This is a genomic window from uncultured Alistipes sp. (assembly GCF_949296715.1).
Taxonomy (GTDB): domain Bacteria; phylum Bacteroidota; class Bacteroidia; order Bacteroidales; family Rikenellaceae; genus Alistipes.
This window is the reverse complement of sequence record NZ_CASFQD010000013.1, coordinates 65,764-86,957: the sequence shown is the minus strand read 5'-3', so window position 1 is coordinate 86,957 and position 21,194 is coordinate 65,764. Positions and strand designations below refer to the sequence as shown.

Here is a 21,194-nt window from a genome sequence, read left to right as displayed (position 1 = left end):
CGCGCCCCGAGCAGGCGCGCCTGCTCGGCAATCATCAGCCCGAGCTGCCCGCCTCCGATGATACCGATGGTCTTCATCCGCATGGCGTCAGATTTCGGCGGCCAGGACATCGGCCGTCTGCTTGGCACGGAAGGCTTCGAGACGTGCGGCCAGCGCCTCGTCCTGCAGGGCGAGGATCGACGCGGCGATCAGCGCGGCGTTCTTCGCGCCGTTGATGGCCGTCGTGGCCACGGGCACGCCTGCGGGCATCTGGACGATCGACAGCAGCGAGTCGAGCCCGTTCAGGGCGCGGGACTTCACCGGCACGCCCACGACGGGCAGCGTCGTCATCGAGGCCACCATGCCCGGCAGGTGGGCGGCGCCGCCCGCACCGGCGATGATGACGCCGAGGCCGCGTTCGCGCGCCGTCCTGGCGTATTCGCACAGCAGATCGGGCGTCCGGTGGGCGCTCACGACACGTTTTTCGAAATCAATACCCAGTTGCTGGAGCATGGCGACAGCCTCGGCCATCACCTCGTAGTCGCTCACAGAACCCATAATCACTCCGACCTTCATCGTATCTCTGGTTTTAAGTCATCAAAAACAAAAGCAGAACCGCCACGACGGGGTGCGTCATGGCGGTTCGTATCTATCCGAGCAGGTTGCAGGCTGCCACCTGCTGCTCTCGGGAGCGCATGGAGCGCATCTGCTCTCGGGACGACGAACAGTATGCAGCGGCCTGGCCCTGCCGTTTCTTTCGTTCGCGCTGGTCGATATTGCAGATCGTCTTCATACCTCTTCGCTATCCTAACCGATGTTTATCCGCTACGCGTTCCCTTACTTCAGCCGTCTTACTCCTCGGTATCATCTCTTTTCCCCTCCCCGTTTCTCTCCGGCCTTCAAGTCTCCCCCCTCCTTCTCTTTCCGGCCCCTTGCGGGTGCTTCGGGCGGAAGTGGTGCGGACAACAATGCACAAAGGTAACGTATTCCGGCCTACTTTCAAAATTCCGGGACAAATTCTATCGACAAAATATCGACAATGCCCGTCCCCGACAACACAAGGCCCGCAGAGAAGACACCCCGAGACGATATGAAACCCGGGATGACGGCCCCGGCGGCACGACAACCCGGAGGGCAGGATTCCCGACGGCACGAAACCCCACAGTGACGGGACCCGAAAGAGACAGACCCCGGAGAGAGGCTCCGGAAGAAACAAGTCCCGAAGGGAACGGGCCCCGGAGGGAACGGGATTCGGGGGTACATCGCGGAAATACACCCTCCCCGCATGCACCTCGCCGTCAGCGGGCCTTCGCCTCGCAGTAGGCGCAGCGGCACGTACCGTCGGCCGCGCGGCGGAAGAGCTGGTCTACATCCTCGGTCGCCGAGATGCAGCGCCGGTTCGGGCACTCCAGCTCGTTGACGATGTACTCCTCGTTGAAGACCGGCGTGTGCGTGTAGGGACGGTTCTCGTCGGCCCATTGCAGCAGCGTGTATATCAACGCCATGCGCACGAACTTGCCGTTCTCGACCTGCCGGAAGTAGGCCGCGCGGGGGTCGTTGTCCACGGCGCGCGTGATCTCGTTGACGCGCGGCAGCGGGTGGAGGATAATCATGTCCTTCTTCGCGGTCTTCAGCTTCTCGGGGTCGAGCACGAAGCTGTCCTTCACGCGGTCGAACTCCTCCTCGTCGAGGAAACGCTCCTTCTGCACGCGCGTCATGTAGAGGATGTCCAGTTCGGGCATCACCTCCTCCATGGTGCGCACCTCGCGGAAGGTGATGCGCGACGAGGAGCTCATCTCGTGGAGCATGTAGTCGGGCAGGCGCAGCTCCTCGGGCGAGATGAGGATCACCTGGATGCCCTCGTAGCGCGACAGCGCCTTGATGAGCGAGTGGACCGTGCGGCCGAACTTCAGGTCGCCGCAGAAGCCGATGGTCATGTGGTCGAAGCGCCCCTTCTCGCGCTTGATCGTCAGCAGGTCCGTAAGTGTCTGCGTCGGGTGGGCATGGCTGCCGTCCCCGGCGTTGATGACCGGGATGCCGGCGTACTGCGAGGCCACGAGCGGCGCCCCCTCCTTGAAGTGGCGCATGGCGATGATGTCCGCGAAGCAGCGGATCACCCGCACGGTGTCGGCCACGGTCTCGCCCTTCGAGACGGACGAGGAGTTGGCGTCCGAGAAGCCGATGACCTCGCCGCCCAGTTCGAGCATCGCCGAGGTGAAGCTCAGGCGCGTGCGCGTCGAGGGTTCGTAGAAGAGCGTCGCCAGCTTCCTGCCCTTGCAGGCTTCGCGGTACCTGGCACGGTTGGCGATGATGTCCTCCGCCAGGGAGACGATCTGCTCGGTCTCCTCGACGGTCAGATCGGTCGGGTCTATCAAATGTCGCATGGTTGCTTGTTTTATCGTGTGTATTGTATGATCGGAACTACTCTCTTCCGGCCCTGTGCTGCCGGCGCTACTTCTCCATCCAGCTCTCGTCCGAGGGGTTGTCGCGGAAACGCAGCAGGCGCTCCTTGTCTTCGGGGCGGATGTATCCCTTCTCGGCGGCCACCTCGACCAGCGTGTCGAGGTTCGAGAGGCTGTAGTTGACCACCCCGGCCTCGCGCAGGCGGTCGAGCCCCTTCTTCATACCGTAGGTGAAGATCGAAGCCACACCCAGCACCTCGGCGCCCGCCTCGCGCAGCGCCTCGACCACCTCGATGCACGACCCGGCGGTCGAGATCAGGTCCTCGATGACGACCACCTTCTGTCCCTTCTCCAGACGACCTTCGATGCGGTTGCCGCGCCCGTGGTCCTTCGCTCCGGAGCGGACGTAGCCCATCGGCAGGTCGAGGATCGTCGCCGTGATGGCGGCATGGGCAATGCCGGCCGTCGAGGTTCCCATGAGCACCTCGGCGTCGGGGAACTTCGTGCGCACGGTCTCGGCCAGCCCGGCCTCCACGTGGTTGCGCACCGCGGGCGCCGTCAGCGTCAGGCGGTTGTCGCAATAGATCGGGCTCTTGATACCGCTGGCCCAGGTAAACGGCTGCTCGGGGCGCAGGAATACCGCACCGATCGAAAGCAGGTCTTCGGCAATTTTCTTTTCCATCATATCGTTTGTACTGTGGTACTTATTGGTTGCGTTTCGATCTCTTCGCCTCCTTTGCGGCAGCCTTTGCAGCAGCCTTCTCGGCGGCCTTCGCCACGGCGGCCGAAAGCGCCCCGCCGCTCGCCAGGTCGTTGGCCACCCAGCAGACCCATTCGTCGACATTGTCCGTGACGGAGGCCGGCATCGGCAGCTCCATGACCGCGTCGGGGGCAATGCCCTCTCCGTTGAGCCCCTTGCCCTCGGCCACACGGTACGAGCGCGCCAGCGGCACGCAGCACGTCACGCCGCTGCGGGGCATGTCGACCTCGCGCACATGCTGGAAATCGACGCTGCCCGCGGTATGCTCCGTGCCGTAGACCGTCGTCCGCGAGTTGCAGGCCCGGACGTCGAGGATGAACTGCTCGGCCGCCGCCGCGGTCACGCCGCTGACAAGGATTGCCACGCGGCGGTGCATCGCCGGCACGAAATTGAAGACGACGGGCACGACGCGCGTGTCGCTCCCGGGCACGAACTCCGTCGTGGCGCTCTCCATGCGCTGCGCCAGCTCCCGGCTCCAGATGTCACCCCGCGCCTCGGCTTCGGCGCGCAGGTAAGCCAGATTGTCCGCCGAGACACGGAGCTCCTCGCCCGTCACGGAGCCCGGACGGTCGTAGGCGGCCTGCAGCAGAGGGCCGTAGACGGAGTTGCAGGTGCCGTCGTTGAAGCGCAGGTCGATGATGAGGTTCTCGCAGGCGCCGCAGCAGGCCGCGGCGGCCTCGATCCACGAGCGCAGCGACTCGTCGTCGTCGAACGAGACGACGCGGATCAGATAGGTCTTGCCGTCGACCTGCGTCGCCGTGTTCTGCGGGCTGTACTTCGCCGAGGCATAGGCCGACTGCGGACGCTCGTACTTCGTCATCGACGAGAGCGTCGTGCGCAGGTTGCGGTCGCCGAACCACGCGAACAGTTCGCTCGCGGCATCGTAACCGGCACGTCCCTGTGCGGCGACCTCCTCCGCGAGGCGCGTCTTGAGCAGCTGGTATTCGGCCCGGTTCCCGGCCTCCATCTTCGAGGGGAAGCCGGCATAGTTCGCCTCCACCTGCCGCAGGGCGAAGTCGAAGTCGGTCAGGTGGTCATCCGTGGTGAGCTGCTGCGCCCGCACGGGCGACAGCGCGACGACGCCGAGCGTCGTCAAAAGCAGGGTCAGCAATCTTTTCATGGTCCCTATCTCGGTTTTTTCGGTTTCAAAATATCCGGAACACCCTTCCGGGCGGGGCTCCGTGCGCGAAAAGTCCGTCCCGCGGTCACTCCCCGAGCGCCTGCCGCAGGATACGCTCCACCTCGTCGGGGTAGATGCCTCCTTCGTGGACCTTCACACCGTTGACATAGAAGGTCGGCACGTAGTAGTAGTCGTAACTGTCGGCCACGGCGGGCTGCTCGGACTCCTCGATCATCTCGATCGCAACGGCCGCCAGCTCCGGATGTGCGGCTTTGGCTTCGTCGATATAGCGCAGCGCCTTCTTGCAGAAGGGGCAGGTTTTCAGGTAGAAGAGTTTAACAGGCAGCGACATGGGAATAAAAGTTAAAGGTGAAAAGTGAAAAGTCAAAGGTCAAAAGTCGAAAGTTAAAAGTCAAAAGTCAAAGGTTCGGTACACCGGGCGGGCCGGTTTTTTGGTATCACGTTCGGACAAAAGCATCCTTCTGCCATCTCGCCGGGCTCGCAGTTTCCGCCGCTGGTTCCCGGCTTCCGCCATCGGGTCACAACTTCCGCCCAGCTCCCGGACTTCCGCCACCGGGCCCAACTTCCGCCGGGTCCCAGGCTTCCGCCGTCAGGCCTCGACCTCCGTCGAACCCGCAGCTTCCGCCGCTGGCTTCCAACTTCCACTGGGCTCCAACCTCCGCCGGACCCGCAACCTGTTTCCGTTAAAAACCGTGCCGTTCCGTCCGGCCGGGACGGTATTTCGGGCAAAACGCCGTAGTGAAGGTACGAAGGAAAAAGCAATTTTACAACTCTTTTTCGTGCGGGACCCGCCGTCCGCAGCGGACCGCGTTCCGTCCGCCGCCCCGTCCGTCACCCTTTACCTTTCACTTTTTACTTTTCACTTTTCACCTTCACAAAACTCCCGCACACAGCGCCGGTAGGCCGCCACGGGGTCGGCAGCCGCGGTGATGGGGCGTCCCACGACGATGAAGTCCGAGCCGATCTCGCGGGCCCGGGCCGGGGTCGTGACACGCACCTGGTCGGCCACGTCGCCGTCGGCAAAGCGCACGCCGGGCGTCACCGTGAGGAATTCGGCCCCGCACGCCTCGTGCACCATGCCGGCCTCGAGCGGCGAGCAGACCACGCCGTCGAGCCCCGCCTCGCGGGCGTTGCGCGCATAGTGGACGATCGTGTCGTTGATCGACGCGCCGATGAGCAGCTCGCGCTGCATACGCTCCTCGCTTGTCGAGGTGAGCTGCGTGACGGCGATCAGCAGGGGCCGCGTGCCGTCCTCGCGCGTCAGCCCCTCGCGGGCCGCGCGCATCATCTCGATGGTCCCGGCGGCGTGGACGTTGCACATGTCCACGTCGAGGCGCGACAGCACGGCCATCGCCTTGCGCACCGTGTTGGGTATGTCGTGGAGCTTCAGGTCGAGGAAGATGCGGTGGCCCCGGCGCTTGATCTCGCGCACGATGGCCGGGCCCTCGGCGTAGAAGAGCTCCATGCCGATCTTCAGAAAGGGTTTGCGCGCCTCGTCGCGGAACAGGTCGAGGAAGGCAAAGGTATCTTCTGCGGACTTGAAGTCGCAGGCAATGATTACGTCGCGTTGCATAGTCGTATGGTTTTTCAATTCGTTTCGTTGTTCGGATTCCGTTTCTTACGGCAGGTGCCGGTCGGGACACCCCGCGCACCGCGCTACTCCACGATGCCGATGATGTCGCTCAACCGCTCGATGCCCAGGCGGCGCATCTCGTCGGGCAGCGCCTCGACGATCTCCTTCGAGGCGTAGGGGTTCACCAGGTTCGCCGCCCCGACCTGCACGGCCGTGGCTCCTGCCATCATCATCTCGATGACGTCGCGCGCCGACTGCACGCCGCCGCACCCCATCACCGGGACGGAGCAGGCCCGGGCCACCTGGTAGACCATCCTCACGGCCACAGGGAAGACCGCCGGGCCCGAGAAGCCGCCCATCGTGTTGGCGATGACGGCGCGCCGCTGCACCGTGTCGATGCGCATGCCCAGCAGGGTGTTTATCAGGCAGATGCCGTCGGCTCCGGCCTCCTCGCACGCCCGGGCGATCGCGACGATGTCCGTGACGTTGGGCGAGAGCTTGATGTAGACGGGTTTCGTCGTCACGGCCTTCACGGCGCGTGTCACCTCGGCCGCCGCCTCGGGCGACGTGCCGAACGACATGCCCCCGTGCCGCACGTTGGGGCACGAGACGTTGACCTCGATAATCCCCACCTGCTCCTCTCGGTCGATGCATTCGCAGCAGTAGGCGTACTCCTCGACCGAGAAGCCCGAGATGTTGGCGATGACGGGTTTGTGGAAAAATTCCTTCAGGCGCGGCAGCTCCTCGGCGATCACGTGGTCGATGCCGGGATTCTGCAGTCCCACGGCATTGATCATGCCCGCCGTGCACTCGGCGATGCGCGGCGTGGGGTTGCCGAAGCGCGCCTCGCGGGTCGTTCCCTTGAAGGAGAACGACCCGAGGATGTTGATGTCGTAGAAGTCGCGGAATTCGGCGCCGTAGCCGAACGTGCCGCTGGCCGGGATGACCGGATTGTCCAGTCGCAGGCCGCTCAATACCACCGATGTGTCTACCATACGATCTCTCCTTTCTCCAGCACGGGACCCTCCTTGCAGATGCGCTTGTTCCCGTATTTCGTTTTGCACGAACAGCCCATGCAGGCGCCGAATCCGCAGCCCATGCGCTCCTCGAAGGAGAGCTGCCCCTGCTGCGGCACCGCCCCGGCCAGGGCCCGCAGCATCGGTAGCGGCCCGCAGGCGTAGAAGTAGTCGAAGTCGGGCCGTGCGGCGTCGATGGCCGTGGTGACGAAGCCCCGGATGCCGGCCGAGCCGTCGGCCGTCGCGAGGATCACCTCGCAGCCCAGTGCGCGGAACTCCTCCGCGTAGAAGACCTCCGCGGCGGTGTTGAAGCCCAGCACCACCGTGACCGGACGCCCGGCGGCCAGCAGCTGCCGCGCCAGGTTGTAGAGCGGAGGCACGCCCACGCCGCCGCCCACGAGCAGCGGGCGCCGCACCTCGTCGCGCAGCGTGAAGCCGTTGCCCAGCCCCGTGAGCAGATCCAGCCTTTGGCCGGGCCGCATGCGGCTCATCTGCTCCGTGCCGCCGCCCACGACCTTGTAGACGAGCGTCAGCGTCGCGGCGTCATAGTCGCACACCGAGATCGGGCGGCGCAGGTAGCGCCCCTCGAGGGCGATGTTGACGAACTGCCCCGGCGCCGTGATCCACTGCGTGTCGCCCTCAAGGACCATGCGCCACACGGCGTCGGTCAGCGGCTCGTTCGAGCGGATTTCGTAGATTCCCTTTTTGTACATCTTGTCCTGTTTCTCTATCGCCCGGACAAGCGGTCGGAAAGCCGCCGCCCGGGTCGGGATCGCTCCCGGATGTTATTTGGCGTCGATCGTCGAGACGCGCAGCGTGATCTCCTCCAGCACGTCGAGCAGCACCTTCACCGTCTCGAGCGCCGTGAAGACCGTCACGTTGTTCTCGACGGCCGTGCGGCGGATTTCATAACCGTCCAGGCGCGTGTTGTGCTGGTTGATGTCGATCGTGTTGATGACGTAGCTGACGTGGCCCTGGCGCAGCGAGTCGATGATCTCCGAGCTGCCCTCGCTCAGCTTGCGGCGCGTGCGCGTGCGCAGCCCGTGCGCCCGGAGAAATTCGGCCGTACCGGTCGTCGCCTCGATGTTGAAGCCCAGGTCGTAGAAGCGGCGCACGAGCGGCAGCGCCTGCGGCTTGTCCTGATCGGCGATCGTGACGAAGATCGTGCCGTAGTTCGAGACGTTCATGCCCGTGGCCTGCAGCGCCTTGTAGAGGGCGCGCGTAAGCTTGTCGTCGTAGCCGATCGCCTCGCCCGTGGACTTCATCTCGGGCGAGAGGTAGGAGTCCATGCCGCGGATCTTCGCGAAGGAGAAGGCCGGGGCCTTGACGTACCAGCGCTCCTTCTCCCGGCCGTAGACCTCGGTGATGCCCTGCTCGCGCAGCGACCGCCCGAGGATCACCTGCGTGGCGATGTGGGCCATCTGCACGCCTGTGGACTTCGAGAGGAAGGGCACCGTGCGCGACGAGCGCGGGTTGACCTCGATGACGTAGACATCCTCCTCGCCGTCGAGGATAAACTGGATGTTGTACAGGCCCACGATGCCGATGCGCAGGCCCAGCCGCACCGTGTAGTCGATGATCTTGCGCTTGGCCTTTTCGCCGACGCTGAAGGTCGGGTAGACGCTGATCGAGTCGCCCGAGTGGATGCCCGTGCGCTCGACGTGCTCCATGATGCCGGGGATGAAGACGTCGCGGCCGTCGCAGATGGCGTCGACCTCGAGCTCCTTGCCCATGATGTAGCGGTCGACGAGCACCGGCGAGTCCTCGTTGACCTCAACGGCCGTCTGCAGGTAGTGGCGCAGGCGCTCCTCGTTCGAGACGATCTGCATGGCGCGGCCGCCCAGCACGTAGCTCGGACGCACGAGCACCGGATAGCCGATACGGGCCGCGGCGCGCACGCCCGCCTCGATGTCCGTCACGGCCTCGGCCTCGGGCTGCGGGATGCGCAGCTCCTCCATGATCTTCTCGAAGCAGCCGCGGTCCTCGGCGTTGCGGATCGCCTCGCAGTCGGTGCCGATGATCGGCACGCCCAGCTCGGCGAGCGGCTCGGCGAGGTTGATGGCCGTCTGGCCTCCGAGCGAGACGACGATCGCCTTCGGGTGCTCGAGGTGGATGACGTTCATCACGTCCTCGACCGTCAGCGGCTCGAAGTAGAGCTTGTCGCTGGTCGTGTAGTCCGTCGAGACGGTCTCGGGGTTGTTGTTGATGATGATCGCCTCGTAGCCCGCGGCGCGGATCGACCAGATGGCGTGGACGGTCGAGTAGTCGAACTCGACGCCCTGTCCGATGCGGATCGGGCCCGAGCCGAGCACGACGATCTTCTGCTTGTCGCTCACGACCGATTCGTTCTCGGTCTCGTAGGTCGAGTAGAAGTAGGGCACGTAGGAGGAGAACTCGCTGGCGCACGTGTCGATCATCTTGTAGACGGGGAAGATGCCGTTGCGCTCGCGCAGGCGGTACATCTCGTGCTGCGAGAGGCCCCACAGCTGGCCGATATACTTGTCGCTGAATCCCATGCGCTTGGCGTCGCGCAGCGTCTCGACGTCCATCGGATGGTCGCGCACGACGCGCTCGAACTCGACGATGTTCTTGAACTTCTCGAGGAAGAACATGTCGATCTTCGTGCGGTTGTAGATCAGCACCAGGTCGATGCCCCCGCGGATGAGCTGCGCGATGGCATAGAGGCGGTCGTCCGTGCCGTCCTTGATGTAGGCGAGCAGTTCGTCGTTCGACCACGTGTCGAATTTCTTGTGGTAGATGTGGCAGACGCCCGTCTCGAGCGACCGCACGGCCTTGAGCAGCGACTCCTCGATCGTGCGGCCCACGGCCATCACCTCGCCCGTGGCCTTCATCTGCGTGCCGAGCTTGTTCGAGGCGTCGGAGAACTTGTCGAAGGGGAAGCGGGCGATCTTCGTCACCACGTAGTCGAGCGTCGGCTCGAACGAGGCCGGCGTATTGGCGATGCGGATCTCGTCGAGGGTCAGGCCCACGGCGATCTTGGCGCTGACGCGCGCGATGGGGTATCCCGAGGCCTTCGACGCGAGGGCCGACGAACGCGAGACACGGGGGTTGACCTCGATCAGGTAATACTTGAACGAGAGGGGGTCGAGCGCGAACTGCACGTTGCAGCCGCCCTCGATCTTCAGCGCGCGGATGATCTTCAGCGCCGAGTCGCGCAGCATCTGGTACTCGCGGTTGGTGAGCGTCTGGCTCGGGGCCACGACGATCGAGTCGCCCGTGTGGATGCCCACCGGGTCGATGTTCTCCATGTTGCAGATGGCGATGGCCGTGTCGTTGCTGTCGCGGATCACCTCGTACTCGATCTCCTTGTAGCCCTTGATGCTCTTCTCGATGAGCACCTGATGCACGGGCGAGAGGAACAGCGCGTTGCGCATCATCTCGCGCAGCTCCTGCTCGTTGTCGGCGAAGCCGCCGCCCGTGCCGCCCAGCGTGAAGGCGGGGCGCAGCACGACGGGATAGCCGATGCGCGAGGCGATCGCCACGGCCTCCTCGGTCGAGGAGGCGACCTCCGAGGGCAGCACCGGCTCGCCGAGCGACTGGCACAGCTCCTTGAAGAGCTCGCGGTCCTCGGCCCGCTCGATCGACTCGAACGACGTACCCAGAATCTCGACCTGGCACTCCTGGAGGATACCCTTCTTGGCCAGCTGCACCGCCAGGTTCAGACCCGTCTGTCCGCCCAGTCCCGGGACGATGGCGTCGGGACGCTCGTAGCGGATGATCTTGGCCACATACTCCAGCGTCAGCGGCTCCATGTAGACCTTGTCGGCGATGTGCGTGTCGGTCATGATCGTCGCCGGGTTCGAGTTCACCAGCACGACCTCGTATCCCTCCTCGCGAAGGGCCATGCAGGCCTGCGTGCCCGCGTAGTCGAACTCCGCGGCCTGGCCGATGACGATCGGGCCCGAGCCGATGACCATCACCTTGTTGATATCTCTTCTCTTAGGCATTTTTGTGCTCCTCCATCATTTTAATGAACTTGTCGAACAAATAGGTGCTGTCCTGCGGGCCCGGGGCGCTCTCGGGATGGTACTGCACCGAGAAGACCATCTCCTCGGGGCACTCGACCCCTTCGGCCGTGTTGTCCAGCAGGTTGACATGCGTGAGTTGCAGCGGCGTACCCTTCAGCGAGTCGATGTCCACGGCGTAGCTGTGGTTCTGGCTCGTAATCTCGATTTTGCCTGTCGTGAGACACTTCACGGGGTGGTTGCCGCCGCGGTGGCCGAACTTCATCTTGAAGGTCCGCGCGCCGTAGGCCAGCGCCACCATCTGATGGCCCATGCAGATGCCGAAGATCGGCAGGCGGCCCTTCAGCGCCCGCACCTTCTCGATCACCGGCTCGACGTCGGTCGGGTCACCCGGACCGTTCGAGAGGAAGATGCCGTCGGGACGGAAGGCCAGAATCTCCTCCACCGTTGCGTCGTAGGGCACGACCGTCACGTTGCACCCCTTCTGGTTCAGGCAGCGGATGATGTTGTACTTGATGCCGCAGTCGATGGCCACCACGTCGAAGCGGTGGTTGGGCGTGCGCGAGAACCAGCGCTTCCTGCAGCTCACGCGCGCTACCATGTCGTGCGGCAGCTCGTAGGCGCGCAGCCGGCGCATCGCCTCCTCGTGGGGCGTCGAGGCGTCGGTCATGAGGACCTTCTGCGACCCCTCGTCGCGGATGATGCGCGTCAGGGCGCGCGTGTCGATCCCCGAGATGGCGGGAATGCCCATCTCCTCGAACACCTCGTTGAGCGTGCGCGTGTAGCGGAAGTTCGACGGGATGTCGTTGTACTCGCGGACGATCATGCCGCCGATGGTCGGGAACTTCGTCTCGTAATCCTCCTCGGCCGTGCCGTAGTTGCCGATCAGCGGGTAGGTCATCACCACCGTCTGGTCCGTGTACGAGGGATCGGAGACGATCTCCTGATAACCGACCATCGAGGTGTTGAAGACGATCTCGTTGATCGACTCCCGGTCCGCACCGAAGCCGTAGCCGTAGAACTCACGGCCGTTCTCCAGGACAATTTTTTTGGTGTAGGGTTTCATTATCGAATGGTTTTCATCGTTTCGTCTTCGTAAACCGGCCGTCCGTCCACGACCGTGAGCACGGCGCGTCCGTGCACGGGCCACGCGGCAAAGGGCGTGGCGCGCCCCTTCGAGCGGAAGGCCGCCGGCTCGATCTCCCAGGCCGCATCGAGGTCGAGCACCGTGAAGTCGGCCGCATCGCCCCCGTCGAGCCGTCCGCCGCCCAGGCCGAAGAGCCGGCGCGGATTCTCCGACATGAGCTCCACGAGGCGTTCGAGCGTGATGACGCCCCGCCGCACAAGGTACTCGTAGAGCAGCGGGAAGGCGCACTCGAGCCCCACGATGCCCATGGCGCTGCGGGCCAGGCCGCGCAGCTTCTCCCCGGCCGTGTGGGGCGCATGGTCCGTGGCGACGACCTCGATCGTGCCGTCCTGAATGCCGGCGATGAGCGCCGCGCGGTCCTCGCGGCTGCGGATCGGCGGATTCATCTTGAAGCGCCCCTCCTCGCGCAGCTCCTCGTCGCAGAGCAGCAGGTAGTGCGGCGCCGTCTCGCAGCTCACGCGCAATCCCCGTGCCCGGGCCTGCCGCACCAGCTCAACGCTCTCCCGCGTCGAGACGTGGCAGACGTGGTACTGACACCCGGTGCGGGCCGCCAGCTCGATGTCGCGTTCGACCTGCCGCCACTCGCTCTCGGACGAGATGCCGCGGTGGCCGTGTTCGCGGCAGTAGACGCCGTCGTGGATGTAGCCGCCGTGCAGCAGCTCGTCGACCTCGCAGTGGGCCACGATCGGCTTGTGAAGGGCCGCGGCGCGGCGCATCGCCTCCTCCATGAGTTCGGCGGACTGCACGCCGCGCCCGTCGTCCGAGAAGCCGACGACCTCGGGTGCCAGCGCCTCCAGGTCGGCCAGGGTGCCGCAGCCGCGCTGTCCTTTCGTGATGCAGCCGTAGGGCAGCACGCGCACCACGGCGTCGCGGCGGATCAGGTCGGTCTGCACGCGCAGCGTCTCCGGGGAATCGGGTGCCGGATTGAGGTTGGGCATGGAGCAGACCGCGGTGTAGCCTCCGCGTGCGGCGGCGGCGGTGCCGGTGGCGATGGTCTCCTTCTGCGGGAATCCCGGCTCGCGCAGGTGCACATGCACGTCCACAAGCCCGGGAACAATCCACAATCCCCGCAGGCTGACGACACGGTCGTCGTCGCGCGGCGTGCCGAAGGGGACGATGCGTCCCTGCTCGACGGCCAGCGGGCCCTCTTCGAAGCGGCCGCCGCGATAGATTTGGGCTTCGGTGTAAACGGTTCTCATAGTTCAGGCGCCGGAGCGCAAAAAAATAGGGCAACTGAAAAACAGTTACCCTAATAAGACAACAATGCCCGTATCCACCGGAGACTGAAACCCCGACCAATGGACGTGCTGCCGGAAAACCTGCGCCGTGGAGATGTCGTGGTTGCAATTCATAGGATGCGGGTCGCTATAATTGTCTACAAAGGTAAGGCTTTTTCGCGGAGCGTGCAAACCTTTGGTCGGAAAAATTTTTCCCGCCCGGGCCGCCGCCTCCCGGCAGCAGCTCCGCACACCCCGACCTCCCGACAACAAATACCCGCATTCGGGGGAGTGTGTTTCCCGCGAAAAACACTATCTTTGCCCGCAAACGGCGGACGGCAGCGGCGCCGGCGAGCGGCCGCCCCGTCCCATGCGAAACACCGGTATTTATGGAACAGAAGATTCTCATACCCCTGCTGCTCACGCTCGGCGCCGGACTGGCGACGGGCATCGGCAGCGCCATCGCCTTCTTCGCCCACCGCACCAACAAGCGGTTGCTGTCGTTCTCGCTCGGCCTGTCGGGCGGCGTGATGGTCTACGTCTCGTTCGTCGAGCTCTTCCAGCAGGCCAACGCCACGCTCGCCGCCGAGTGGGGGCAGCAGGCGGGCGGCGCCGTCACCGTGGCGAGCTTCTTTGCGGGCATCCTGCTCATCGGCATCATCGACCGCCTCGTCCCCTCGGTCGAAAACCCCCACGAGGCACACAGCGTCGAGGAGATGGAGGCGCGCCCACGCAATACGAAGCTCATGCGCATGGGGCTGCTGACGGCGCTGGCCATCGGCATCCACAACTTCCCCGAGGGTATCGCCACCTTCGCCTCGGCCGTCGACGACGTGACGCTCGGCGCGGCCATCGCCGTGGCCATCGCCATCCACAACATCCCCGAGGGCATCGCCGTCTCGGTGCCGGTCTACTACGCCACGGGTAGCCGCCGCAAGGCCTTCCTGCTGTCGCTGCTCTCGGGACTCGCCGAGCCCGTGGGGGCGCTGCTCGCCTACCTCGTGCTCATGCCCTTCATGACGCCGACGCTCATGGGCTGCATCCTCGCCGCCGTGGCCGGCATCATGGTCTTCATCTCGATCGACGAACTGCTGCCCGCGGCCCGCGAGTACGGCGAGGCCCACACGTCGATCTACGGCGTCGTGGCCGGCATGGCCCTGATGGCCGTCAGCCTGCTGCTGCTCGCATAAACCTTCCGAAAACCCCAAAAAACACTGTAACACAATGGATATTCTGCTGCTTATCGTCGGCCTGGGGCTGATCCTCGCCGGCGCGAACTTTCTGACGGACGGCTCCGCGGCCGTGGCTCAGCGGCTGCGCGTTCCGGAATTCATCATCGGACTGACGATCGTCGCCGTCGGCACCTCGACCCCCGAACTGGTGGTCTCCGTCCTCTCGGCCATTGCCGGCAAGAGCGACGTGGCGATCGGCAACATCGTCGGTTCGAACATCTTCAACGTCTTCGTCATCCTGGGCATCTGCGCCCTGATCCGCCCGCTGCCCCTCACGCGCAGCACCATCCGCCGCGACATCCCGATCGGCATGGCCGTCTCGCTGCTGCTCTTCGTACTGGCGTCGGACGCCCTGCTGCACCTCGGCCCGACCGACCGGCTGGGCCGAGGCGACGGCATCCTGATGCTCATACTCTACATCGCGCTGATGTGGTATACGATCCGCGCCGCAGGCCGCACCGAGGAGGCACCGGCCGAGGGCGCAAAGGCCCCGATGGCGGCATGGCTCGCTGCGGTGATGATCGTCGGCGGCCTGGCCGGGCTGGTCTTCGGCGGCGAGCTCTTCCTCGACAGCGCCACGGCGCTCGCCCGGCAGCTGGGCGTCAGCGAATCGGTCATCGCCATCACGCTCGTGGCGGGCGGCACGTCGCTGCCCGAGCTGGCCTCATCGGTTGTCTCGCTCATCAAGGGCAAGGCCGACATGGCGCTGGGCAACGTCATCGGCTCGAACATCGCCAACATCCTGCTGATTCTGGGTTTGAGCGCCACGATCAATCCGCTGACCATGGGCGGCATCACGACGACCGACCTCGCGGTGGTGATCCTCACGTCGCTGCTCCTCTTCCTGACGGCCTTCACGTTCCGCCGCAAGGCCGTGGACCGCTGGGAAGGGGTGATCTTCCTTGTGATCTACGCCCTCTACATCTGGCAGCTCATCAGGTAGCGGTCGAGCAGGCGCGGCACGGCATATTCGCCGAGTGCCGACGCCGGCACGGTGGCCGCGGCCGCATCGGGCGTCAGCGCCGGGACCTCGATCCGGTGAAAGACCGCATGGAGGGTCTGGTGCGAAAGCTGGTGGCGCGGCATGCGGACGCTCCGCACCAGGTGCCACGACGGCCCGACCCAGCGCCGGAACGGCTCCGTCGCGGTCAGGCAGTCGAACTCCGCGGCGGCGGGGGTCTCCACCATCGGGAACTCGTAGAGCCCCTGCCAGATGTCGCCCGCGCCGCGGCGGCACAGCACCGTCCGCTCCCCGCAGGTGATGTGCAGGTAGTTGAACCAGCGGTCGCGCGTCTGCGCGCGGCCCCGCTTGACGGGACGTGCGGCAATGCTTCCGGCCGCACGGGCCAGGCACCGATCCCCGAAGGGGCAGTCGCCGCACTGCGGCTGTGCGGGGGTGCATTGCAGCGCCCCGAAATCCATGATCGCCTGATTGTACAGCCCCGGACGGGTTCGGTCGAGCAGCCGCTGCGCCAGCTCGGCGAAGGCCCGCTTCCCGGCCGCCGTGTCGATCGGGGTCTCCAGATCGAACAGCCGCGCCAGCACGCGGTAGACATTGCCGTCGACGACGGCGCAGGGCAGATCCCACGCCGCCGAGCAAATCGCCGCGGCCGTATAGTCGCCCACGCCGCGCAGCGAACGCACGACGCTCACCTCCGCGGGAAACACCCCGCCGAACTGCGCGACAACCTGCCGGGCCGCCGCATGCAGGTTACGGGCCCGGCTGTAGTAGCCCAGCCCCTGCCACAACTTGAGCACCTCGTCCTCCGAGGCCGCGGCCAGCGCCCGCACGTCGGGGAAGCGCTCGACGAAGCGCCGGTAGTAGTCCAGCCCCTGCGCCACGCGCGTCTGCTGGAGAATGACCTCCGAGAGCCAGATGCGGTAGGGATCGCGCGTGCGGCGCCACGGCAGGTCACGCCCGCAGCGGGCGTACCAGTCGAGCAATATGCGGGAAAAATCCTCCATGACGGAGGCAAAGGTACGACAACGGAACCGAATTTGAAGTATCTTCGCAAAAAATCGACATCCCCATGAAAAACACCCCCTACACCCTGCGGCACGATGCAGCCGCCCGGCGCTACTTTTTCGAAATCGACGGGCACCGGGCCTACATCGAATACGAGGAGCGGCCCGGCGCGCTGGCGCTGACCCACACGATAGTTCCCGAGGAGCTGCGCGGCGGCGGCATCGCCGCGGCACTCACGCAGGCCGTGTTGGAGGAGGTACGCACGCGGGGGCTGCGTGTGGTGCCGGAGTGTTCGTATGTCGTCCGCTACATCGAGCGTCACCCCGGGTGGCAGGAGGTCGTGGCAAAGGAGTAGCTCCTCTGCCGGGACCCCGCCGACAATCGGAATTTGTATTGTCAATATCCTTTGCCGCCGTTGGCGACACCCGTGATCCGCACCTTTTTCCGGTGCGGAGATGAGTTTTTGACCCTCTCCTCCTCTTTTTCTCTGCTTTTCGATGGCGAAAAGCAGCAAAAAGCCTCTCGAAGTCTTTTTACGGCTTTCGGAGAAGACCTCTGAAAAACTTTTTCTTTTTTCCCTGCTTTTCGATGGCGAAAAGCAGCAAAAGCCACCCGACCGATCCCGATGGCGGCGTCCGGACGTCTGAAAGCGGCGTCGGGCGACTTCGCGGGTTTGCAAGCAAACCGTCCCCGCCGCTCACGCTTTCAGCCGCCCGTCCGCTTCCCCGCCATCGGAACCAAGTCGGGGATTAATACGCGAAAAAAATTTTTTAAGCGCCCTTATTATTAATGCCGCCAGCGGCGGCACAATCAATCCGCACTCTCGTTCGACGCGGAAGAAGAGGGTGCGGCTCGCGGCGCGGCAGTCACGGGGTGGCGCATAGGCTTGATCTTGCGCGCCCCGGGCAGCGCCGCGGGGTGCATCCTCCCGCGGAGAACGACGTGCGGAGGATTTTGGTACTTTTGGCCCCAAAAGTACAGAAAAACTCTTTTTTATCTGTTTTCTGAAAAACGCCCGAAAAATCCTTCTTAACTGCTTTTCGGTGGCGAAAAGCAGCAAAAGCCACCCGACCGATTCCGATGGCGGCGTCCGGTCGTCTGAAAGCGGCGTCGGGCGACTGTTCGCGGGTTTGCAAGCAAACCGTCCCCACCGCTGGCGCTTCCAGCCGCCCGTCCGCTTCCCCGCCATCGGAACCAAGTCGGGAATCACCATGCAGAAGAAGAATAAAAATGGAATATGCGGTTGGGAACATCGGGCGCATTTAATAATTGTCTGCCGCCAGCGGCGGCACCACGATTCCGCACTCTCGTTCGACGCGGAAAAAGAGAATGCGACGCGCGGCGCGGCAGTCACGGGGTGGCGCATAGGCCCCGATCTTGCGCGCCCCGGGCAGCGCCGCGGGGCGTATCCTCCCGCGGAGAACGACGTGCGGAGGCTTTTGGTACTTTTGGCCCCAAAAGTACAAAGAAAAAAGAGGTTGTAAGCACCTCTTCCTTCCGAAACTCTTTGCGTTTTTCGGAAAAACGCCAGAAAGACTTTTTCTTTTTCCCTGCTTTTCGGTGGCGAAAAGCAGCAAAAGCCACCCGACCGATTCCGATGCCGGCGTCCGGACGTCTGAAAGCGGCGTCGGGCGACTGTTCGCGGGTTTGCAAGCAAACCGTCCCCGCCGCTCACGCTTTCAGCCGCCCGTCCGCTTCCCCGCCATCGGAACCAAATCGGGGATTAGCCTTGCGGCGGAAAGAGAACTGGTCTTGCAGGGAAACAAAAGGGGCATAAGAATGAGACGCGCCAAGCGTTATTATGTATTACGTATTTATTGCCACCGCTGGCCGCTCCCTAATTCTGCAACCGGAAGTCCAGTTTCGGGCAGAGCCGCCCCACCTCATCCCGACGAAAAAACAATGTTCCAGCCCCCAGTCGAAATTTTCTGTCGAAAAATTTGGTTTATATAATAAACTACTTTATATCTGCATCAGAGATACGAACCGAGCCTTGCTCACAAACCGAAAAATCATGGAGACGATACAAACTGCCCGCAACGACCGCCGTGCGCGATTCGCACGCCGCTTCGCACGCAACGCCATTACCTACGCCGTAATCTGCGGATTCCTTACGCTGGTCAATGCCCTGACGTCGCCCCACTACTGGTGGGTCGCATGGGTAGCCGGCGGCTGGGGCCTCGCCCTGCTGCTGCCCCTGCTCTTCCACCTTGTCGGATGCGACGAAGAGGAAGAGACCAAATAACCCGACACGCGACACCCAATCCCCACCGCCATGAAACGAATACTGACCTGTGCGGCCCTGCTGCTCGGCGCGGCGGCCGCCGCTGAAAATCCGAAAGTCACGATTACGGGGCTGCGCTCCGACCAGGGGCTCGTCCTCTGGACACTTCAGGGCGCGGATAACCTGAGCCGCCAGGGCATGGAGCAACCCGCCGCCGGGCAGGCGGTCATCGAGCTCGGCCCGATCCGTGCCGACTCGGCCATGCTCTACGTGCTGCACGACGAGAACGGCAACTACCGGCTCGACTGCCGCGACGACGGTCTTCCGGCCGAAGGGGTCGGCTCGTTCGTCATCCGCCGCGACGATCCGGCCAGAGAGATGCTTTTCGAACTCCGCTACGATTTCGGCCCGAAGGCTGCGGACGGCGCTTCGCAGCAGACCTCCGCACCGCAACCCGGCAACGGGAAATAACCGCAAACACAACACACAAATCGCAAAACGCACAGCATAATGGAAGAGAGAAAACTCGACGCGCAGGAGAGCATCGAACTCATCACGCGCATGATCCGCAACACGCGCCGACGGCTCGAGCACAACGCCGGACGCCCGTTCCTCGTCTGGGGTTACACCACCGTGGCAATCTCGCTGTTCAATTACCTTATACGAATCAAGAGTGCCGATCCTGAATGGTCGCTGAGCTGGTTCCTGATTCCCGTGCTCGGCGTGGTGCTGATGCGCCTTTTCCCCGCGAAAAAGAGCACCGAGCCCCGCACCGAGATCGACCGCATCGTCAACGCCCTGTGGCTCGTCTGCTCGCTGGCGCTCATCCCGACCTTCGTGATCTGCCTCTACCACGGATGGCTCTACCGCACGAGCCTCTTCATGATGATCGCACTCACGATGGCAATCGGGACGGCCGCCACGGGACTGATCGTCCGCTCGAAGGTCTACGCCGTCAGCGGGCTGCTCGGCATGGCGCTCTCGACACTCTTCGCCCTCAACGACTTCGCGATGAAGTCACGGTTTGCGTCGCAGGCCGCTCCGGGGCAGGAGGGCTTCCTCGCGCTGCACAACGAGATTCTGATCTTCGCGGCGATCTTCGTCGTCATGATGATCATCCCGGGGCACATCATCAACTACCAGAACCGCCGCGAAACAAAATGACCATGCAGACCGCACCCCATACGGGTTCCCCGTCGGAACCCCGACAAACCCGCTTCGCCGCCCGAAGTCCGCATCCCGGGCCGGACGCCGCCGCGAAGGCAAAACCGCACCGCCATGTTCAGGGAGCTTAATCCGCTGCTGCACTCGGAGCTCCGGCTGGCCGTGATGTCGATCCTCATCGGGGTCGAAAGCGCCGACTTCGTCTTCATCCGCCAGCAGACCGGCGCCACGGCCGGCAACCTCTCCGTGCAGCTGGACAAGCTGTCCAGGGCGGGCTACATCACCGTGGAAAAGACCTTCCGGGGCAAGATGCCCTGCACGGTCTGCCGCATCACCGACGCGGGGCGCGACGCCTTCGCGGAGTATGTCGAGGCGTTGCAGACCTATATCAGAAAATAGCGGCAGGGCCCCGTTTCCGGGGCCCTGTTCACTCTATCCCAACGAACAGAAGAACGTCACCAGAAACGGGACGCTGAAATCGAGCACGCAGCCGTGGAAGACCGACACCACGGCGTAGGGGGCTCCGGCGGCCTGCGTGATGACGGGCAGCGTCGTGTCGAAAGTCGTGGCCCCGCCGATCGACACGGCGGCCAGCGGCCCCGCCCAGCGGGAGACGAGCGGCGCGGCCACGAGCGTGAACAACTCCCGCATGACGTTGCACAGCAGGGCCACGGTGGCCAGTTCGGGCCCGCGCATGTCGGCGATGAAGATGCTCGAAAGCGAATAGTATCCGAAGCCCGCCCCGACAGCCAGCGAGTCCGTCACGGACCCCTCGCCGAGCAGCGGCGTGACAAGCGCCGCACCGGCAAGCGTACCGCCGGCCGTGGCAAGGGGCAGCAGGGCCAGCCGCGGGTCCAGCCGACGGACCCGGCGGGCAAGCATCTCGTCGTGGCCGAGCGTGATGCCGACGCAATACATCAGCAGGTAGAGCACCGCCGTGCTCGCACCGGCAGGCAGGGCCCGGGGCGGCAGGCACAACCCGGCCAGCAGGCCCGCCACAAAGAAGGCGACGATGACAAGGCTGCCCCGGAGCGTATTCCACAGAGACGTCGCAGCAGGAGCCGTCTCTCCGGCAGCCGGGGCGCCGCCACGCTCCGTCCGCTCCTCCCCGGTGCCGTCTGTCGTGCAGGCAGCCGCCCGGCGGCGGATCAGGCGCCACAGCAGCCACGCCGCTCCGATGCTCCCGCCGACTGCCCCGGCAAAGAGAAGAAAGGCGGCGGCTCCGAGCGTCGCCATGCCCCCGACAACGGCCGGGTCCGACCCGACCTCGAGGCCGAGCAGGAAGAGCAGCGCCCGGATCACCCCGGCAATCAGCCGGGGAACAAAGGCGAGGCGTCTGCCCCTGCACAGACGCCCCGTCACAATACCCGCCAGTATGGCGGTAAAA

At 64.5% G+C, this 21,194-nt stretch carries 21 protein-coding genes; 7 read left to right on the top strand and 14 right to left on the bottom strand.

Annotation, left to right across the window (positions count from 1 at the left end; translation table 11 throughout):
* Positions 1-87: 87 nt before the first annotated feature.
* From purE to Q1Y33_RS01800, 11 genes are all read right to left on the bottom strand, one after another.
* Positions 88-555 (bottom strand): 5-(carboxyamino)imidazole ribonucleotide mutase, encoded by a 468-nt coding sequence (gene purE, locus Q1Y33_RS01850; RefSeq protein ID WP_300797689.1) that lies wholly within the window; start codon positions 553-555, stop codon positions 88-90.
* 722 nt (positions 556-1,277) lie between these two features.
* On the bottom strand, positions 1,278-2,363 hold the full coding sequence (pyrB, locus tag Q1Y33_RS01845; protein ID WP_300797687.1) for an aspartate carbamoyltransferase: 1,086 nt from the start codon (positions 2,361-2,363) through the stop codon (positions 1,278-1,280).
* Between the two features lie 67 nt (positions 2,364-2,430).
* Positions 2,431-3,063, bottom strand: a complete 633-nt coding sequence (gene pyrE / locus Q1Y33_RS01840; protein ID WP_300797691.1) for an orotate phosphoribosyltransferase — start codon at positions 3,061-3,063, stop codon at positions 2,431-2,433.
* A gap of 22 nt (positions 3,064-3,085) precedes the next feature.
* Positions 3,086-4,261 carry a S41 family peptidase gene (locus Q1Y33_RS01835; RefSeq protein WP_300797685.1) on the bottom strand — a complete coding sequence of 392 codons (1,176 nt, stop codon included), beginning with the start codon at positions 4,259-4,261 and terminating at the stop codon, positions 3,086-3,088.
* Positions 4,262-4,346: 85 nt separating this feature from the next.
* The gene (locus tag Q1Y33_RS01830; RefSeq protein ID WP_300797684.1) at positions 4,347-4,613 is read right to left on the bottom strand and encodes a glutaredoxin domain-containing protein; all 267 of its coding nucleotides are present in this window, start codon (positions 4,611-4,613) and stop codon (positions 4,347-4,349) included.
* 528 nt (positions 4,614-5,141) lie between these two features.
* Entirely contained in the window at positions 5,142-5,855 is a 714-nt protein-coding gene (gene pyrF, locus Q1Y33_RS01825) for an orotidine-5'-phosphate decarboxylase (protein WP_300797682.1), read from the bottom strand.
* Positions 5,856-5,938: 83 nt separating this feature from the next.
* A complete protein-coding gene (locus tag Q1Y33_RS01820) occupies positions 5,939-6,850 on the bottom strand; it encodes a dihydroorotate dehydrogenase (protein ID WP_300797680.1) in 912 nt (303 codons plus the stop codon).
* Positions 6,844-7,584, bottom strand: a complete 741-nt coding sequence (locus tag Q1Y33_RS01815) for a dihydroorotate dehydrogenase electron transfer subunit (protein WP_300797678.1) — start codon at positions 7,582-7,584, stop codon at positions 6,844-6,846. The genes Q1Y33_RS01820 and Q1Y33_RS01815 overlap by 7 nt, the downstream gene beginning before the upstream one ends.
* A 72-nt stretch (positions 7,585-7,656) precedes the next feature.
* Positions 7,657-10,839: a carbamoyl-phosphate synthase large subunit gene (gene carB, locus Q1Y33_RS01810; RefSeq protein WP_300797676.1), complete on the bottom strand. Its 3,183-nt coding sequence runs from the start codon at positions 10,837-10,839 to the stop codon at positions 7,657-7,659.
* The gene (carA, locus tag Q1Y33_RS01805; protein ID WP_300797674.1) at positions 10,832-11,923 is read right to left on the bottom strand and encodes a glutamine-hydrolyzing carbamoyl-phosphate synthase small subunit; all 1,092 of its coding nucleotides are present in this window, start codon (positions 11,921-11,923) and stop codon (positions 10,832-10,834) included. The genes carB and carA overlap by 8 nt, the downstream gene beginning before the upstream one ends.
* Entirely contained in the window at positions 11,923-13,203 is a 1,281-nt protein-coding gene (locus Q1Y33_RS01800; protein WP_300797671.1) for a dihydroorotase, read from the bottom strand. The genes carA and Q1Y33_RS01800 overlap by 1 nt, the downstream gene beginning before the upstream one ends.
* Positions 13,204-13,610: 407 nt before the next feature.
* On the opposite strand from Q1Y33_RS01800, the gene zupT reads away from it, so the two are divergent.
* Positions 13,611-14,411, top strand: a complete 801-nt coding sequence (gene zupT, locus Q1Y33_RS01795; protein WP_300797669.1) for a zinc transporter ZupT — start codon at positions 13,611-13,613, stop codon at positions 14,409-14,411.
* Positions 14,412-14,445: 34 nt separating this feature from the next.
* Positions 14,446-15,396, top strand: coding sequence for a calcium/sodium antiporter (locus Q1Y33_RS01790; RefSeq protein ID WP_300797667.1), 951 nt, complete (start codon positions 14,446-14,448; stop codon positions 15,394-15,396).
* On the opposite strand, the gene mutY is transcribed toward Q1Y33_RS01790, so the two are convergent.
* Positions 15,372-16,418 carry an A/G-specific adenine glycosylase gene (mutY, locus tag Q1Y33_RS01785; RefSeq protein ID WP_300797665.1) on the bottom strand — a complete coding sequence of 349 codons (1,047 nt, stop codon included), beginning with the start codon at positions 16,416-16,418 and terminating at the stop codon, positions 15,372-15,374. The two genes, Q1Y33_RS01790 and mutY, sit on opposite strands and share 25 nt — an antisense overlap.
* A gap of 65 nt (positions 16,419-16,483) precedes the next feature.
* Here mutY and Q1Y33_RS01780 point away from each other — a divergent pair, with 65 nt between their 5' ends.
* Entirely contained in the window at positions 16,484-16,774 is a 291-nt protein-coding gene (locus Q1Y33_RS01780; protein ID WP_300797663.1) for a GNAT family N-acetyltransferase, read from the top strand.
* 342 nt (positions 16,775-17,116) lie between these two features.
* Here the strand turns inward: Q1Y33_RS01780 and Q1Y33_RS01775 are convergent, their stop codons facing one another.
* Positions 17,117-17,785, bottom strand: coding sequence for a hypothetical protein (locus tag Q1Y33_RS01775; protein ID WP_300797661.1), 669 nt, complete (start codon positions 17,783-17,785; stop codon positions 17,117-17,119).
* A gap of 648 nt (positions 17,786-18,433) precedes the next feature.
* Here Q1Y33_RS01775 and Q1Y33_RS01770 point away from each other — a divergent pair.
* From Q1Y33_RS01770 to Q1Y33_RS01755, 4 genes are all read left to right on the top strand, one after another.
* Positions 18,434-18,664 (top strand): 2TM domain-containing protein, encoded by a 231-nt coding sequence (locus tag Q1Y33_RS01770; RefSeq protein WP_300797659.1) that lies wholly within the window; start codon positions 18,434-18,436, stop codon positions 18,662-18,664.
* Between the two features lie 30 nt (positions 18,665-18,694).
* A complete protein-coding gene (locus Q1Y33_RS01765) occupies positions 18,695-19,114 on the top strand; it encodes a DUF2141 domain-containing protein (RefSeq protein WP_300797657.1) in 420 nt (139 codons plus the stop codon).
* A 39-nt stretch (positions 19,115-19,153) separates the two neighbouring features.
* The gene (locus tag Q1Y33_RS01760) at positions 19,154-19,807 is read left to right on the top strand and encodes a hypothetical protein (protein WP_300797655.1); all 654 of its coding nucleotides are present in this window, start codon (positions 19,154-19,156) and stop codon (positions 19,805-19,807) included.
* 114 nt (positions 19,808-19,921) lie between these two features.
* Positions 19,922-20,206, top strand: coding sequence for a transcriptional regulator (locus tag Q1Y33_RS01755; protein WP_300797653.1), 285 nt, complete (start codon positions 19,922-19,924; stop codon positions 20,204-20,206).
* Positions 20,207-20,239: 33 nt separating this feature from the next.
* Here Q1Y33_RS01755 and Q1Y33_RS01750 read toward each other — a convergent pair whose 3' ends face one another.
* Positions 20,240-21,169 (bottom strand): lysine exporter LysO family protein, encoded by a 930-nt coding sequence (locus Q1Y33_RS01750; protein WP_300797651.1) that lies wholly within the window; start codon positions 21,167-21,169, stop codon positions 20,240-20,242.
* Positions 21,170-21,194 lie beyond the last annotated feature (25 nt).

Bases quoted from the DNA above. Each gene is read 5' to 3' on its own strand.
- Q1Y33_RS01835 (WP_300797685.1), bottom strand. From the start codon at position 4,261: ATGAAAAGATTGCTGACCCTGCTTTTGACGACGCTCGGCGTCGTCGCG.
- Q1Y33_RS01760 (WP_300797655.1), top strand. From the start codon at position 19,154: ATGGAAGAGAGAAAACTCGACGCGCAGGAGAGCATCGAACTCATCACG.
- Q1Y33_RS01765 (WP_300797657.1), top strand. From the start codon at position 18,695: ATGAAACGAATACTGACCTGTGCGGCCCTGCTGCTCGGCGCGGCGGCC.
- purE (WP_300797689.1), bottom strand. From the start codon at position 555: ATGAAGGTCGGAGTGATTATGGGTTCTGTGAGCGACTACGAGGTGATG.
- Q1Y33_RS01815 (WP_300797678.1), bottom strand. From the start codon at position 7,584: ATGTACAAAAAGGGAATCTACGAAATCCGCTCGAACGAGCCGCTGACC.
- Q1Y33_RS01830 (WP_300797684.1), bottom strand. From the start codon at position 4,613: ATGTCGCTGCCTGTTAAACTCTTCTACCTGAAAACCTGCCCCTTCTGC.
- Q1Y33_RS01820 (WP_300797680.1), bottom strand. From the start codon at position 6,850: ATGGTAGACACATCGGTGGTATTGAGCGGCCTGCGACTGGACAATCCG.
- Q1Y33_RS01775 (WP_300797661.1), bottom strand. From the start codon at position 17,785: ATGCGCCACCCCGTGACTGCCGCGCCGCGCGTCGCATTCTCTTTTTCC.
- Q1Y33_RS01800 (WP_300797671.1), bottom strand. From the start codon at position 13,203: ATGAGAACCGTTTACACCGAAGCCCAAATCTATCGCGGCGGCCGCTTC.
- pyrB (WP_300797687.1), bottom strand. From the start codon at position 2,363: ATGCGACATTTGATAGACCCGACCGATCTGACCGTCGAGGAGACCGAG.
- zupT (WP_300797669.1), top strand. From the start codon at position 13,611: ATGGAACAGAAGATTCTCATACCCCTGCTGCTCACGCTCGGCGCCGGA.
- Q1Y33_RS01790 (WP_300797667.1), top strand. From the start codon at position 14,446: ATGGATATTCTGCTGCTTATCGTCGGCCTGGGGCTGATCCTCGCCGGC.
- Q1Y33_RS01755 (WP_300797653.1), top strand. From the start codon at position 19,922: ATGTTCAGGGAGCTTAATCCGCTGCTGCACTCGGAGCTCCGGCTGGCC.
- carA (WP_300797674.1), bottom strand. From the start codon at position 11,923: ATGAAACCCTACACCAAAAAAATTGTCCTGGAGAACGGCCGTGAGTTC.
- mutY (WP_300797665.1), bottom strand. From the start codon at position 16,418: ATGGAGGATTTTTCCCGCATATTGCTCGACTGGTACGCCCGCTGCGGG.
- Q1Y33_RS01770 (WP_300797659.1), top strand. From the start codon at position 18,434: ATGGAGACGATACAAACTGCCCGCAACGACCGCCGTGCGCGATTCGCA.
- pyrE (WP_300797691.1), bottom strand. From the start codon at position 3,063: ATGGAAAAGAAAATTGCCGAAGACCTGCTTTCGATCGGTGCGGTATTC.
- Q1Y33_RS01780 (WP_300797663.1), top strand. From the start codon at position 16,484: ATGAAAAACACCCCCTACACCCTGCGGCACGATGCAGCCGCCCGGCGC.
- pyrF (WP_300797682.1), bottom strand. From the start codon at position 5,855: ATGCAACGCGACGTAATCATTGCCTGCGACTTCAAGTCCGCAGAAGAT.
- carB (WP_300797676.1), bottom strand. From the start codon at position 10,839: ATGCCTAAGAGAAGAGATATCAACAAGGTGATGGTCATCGGCTCGGGC.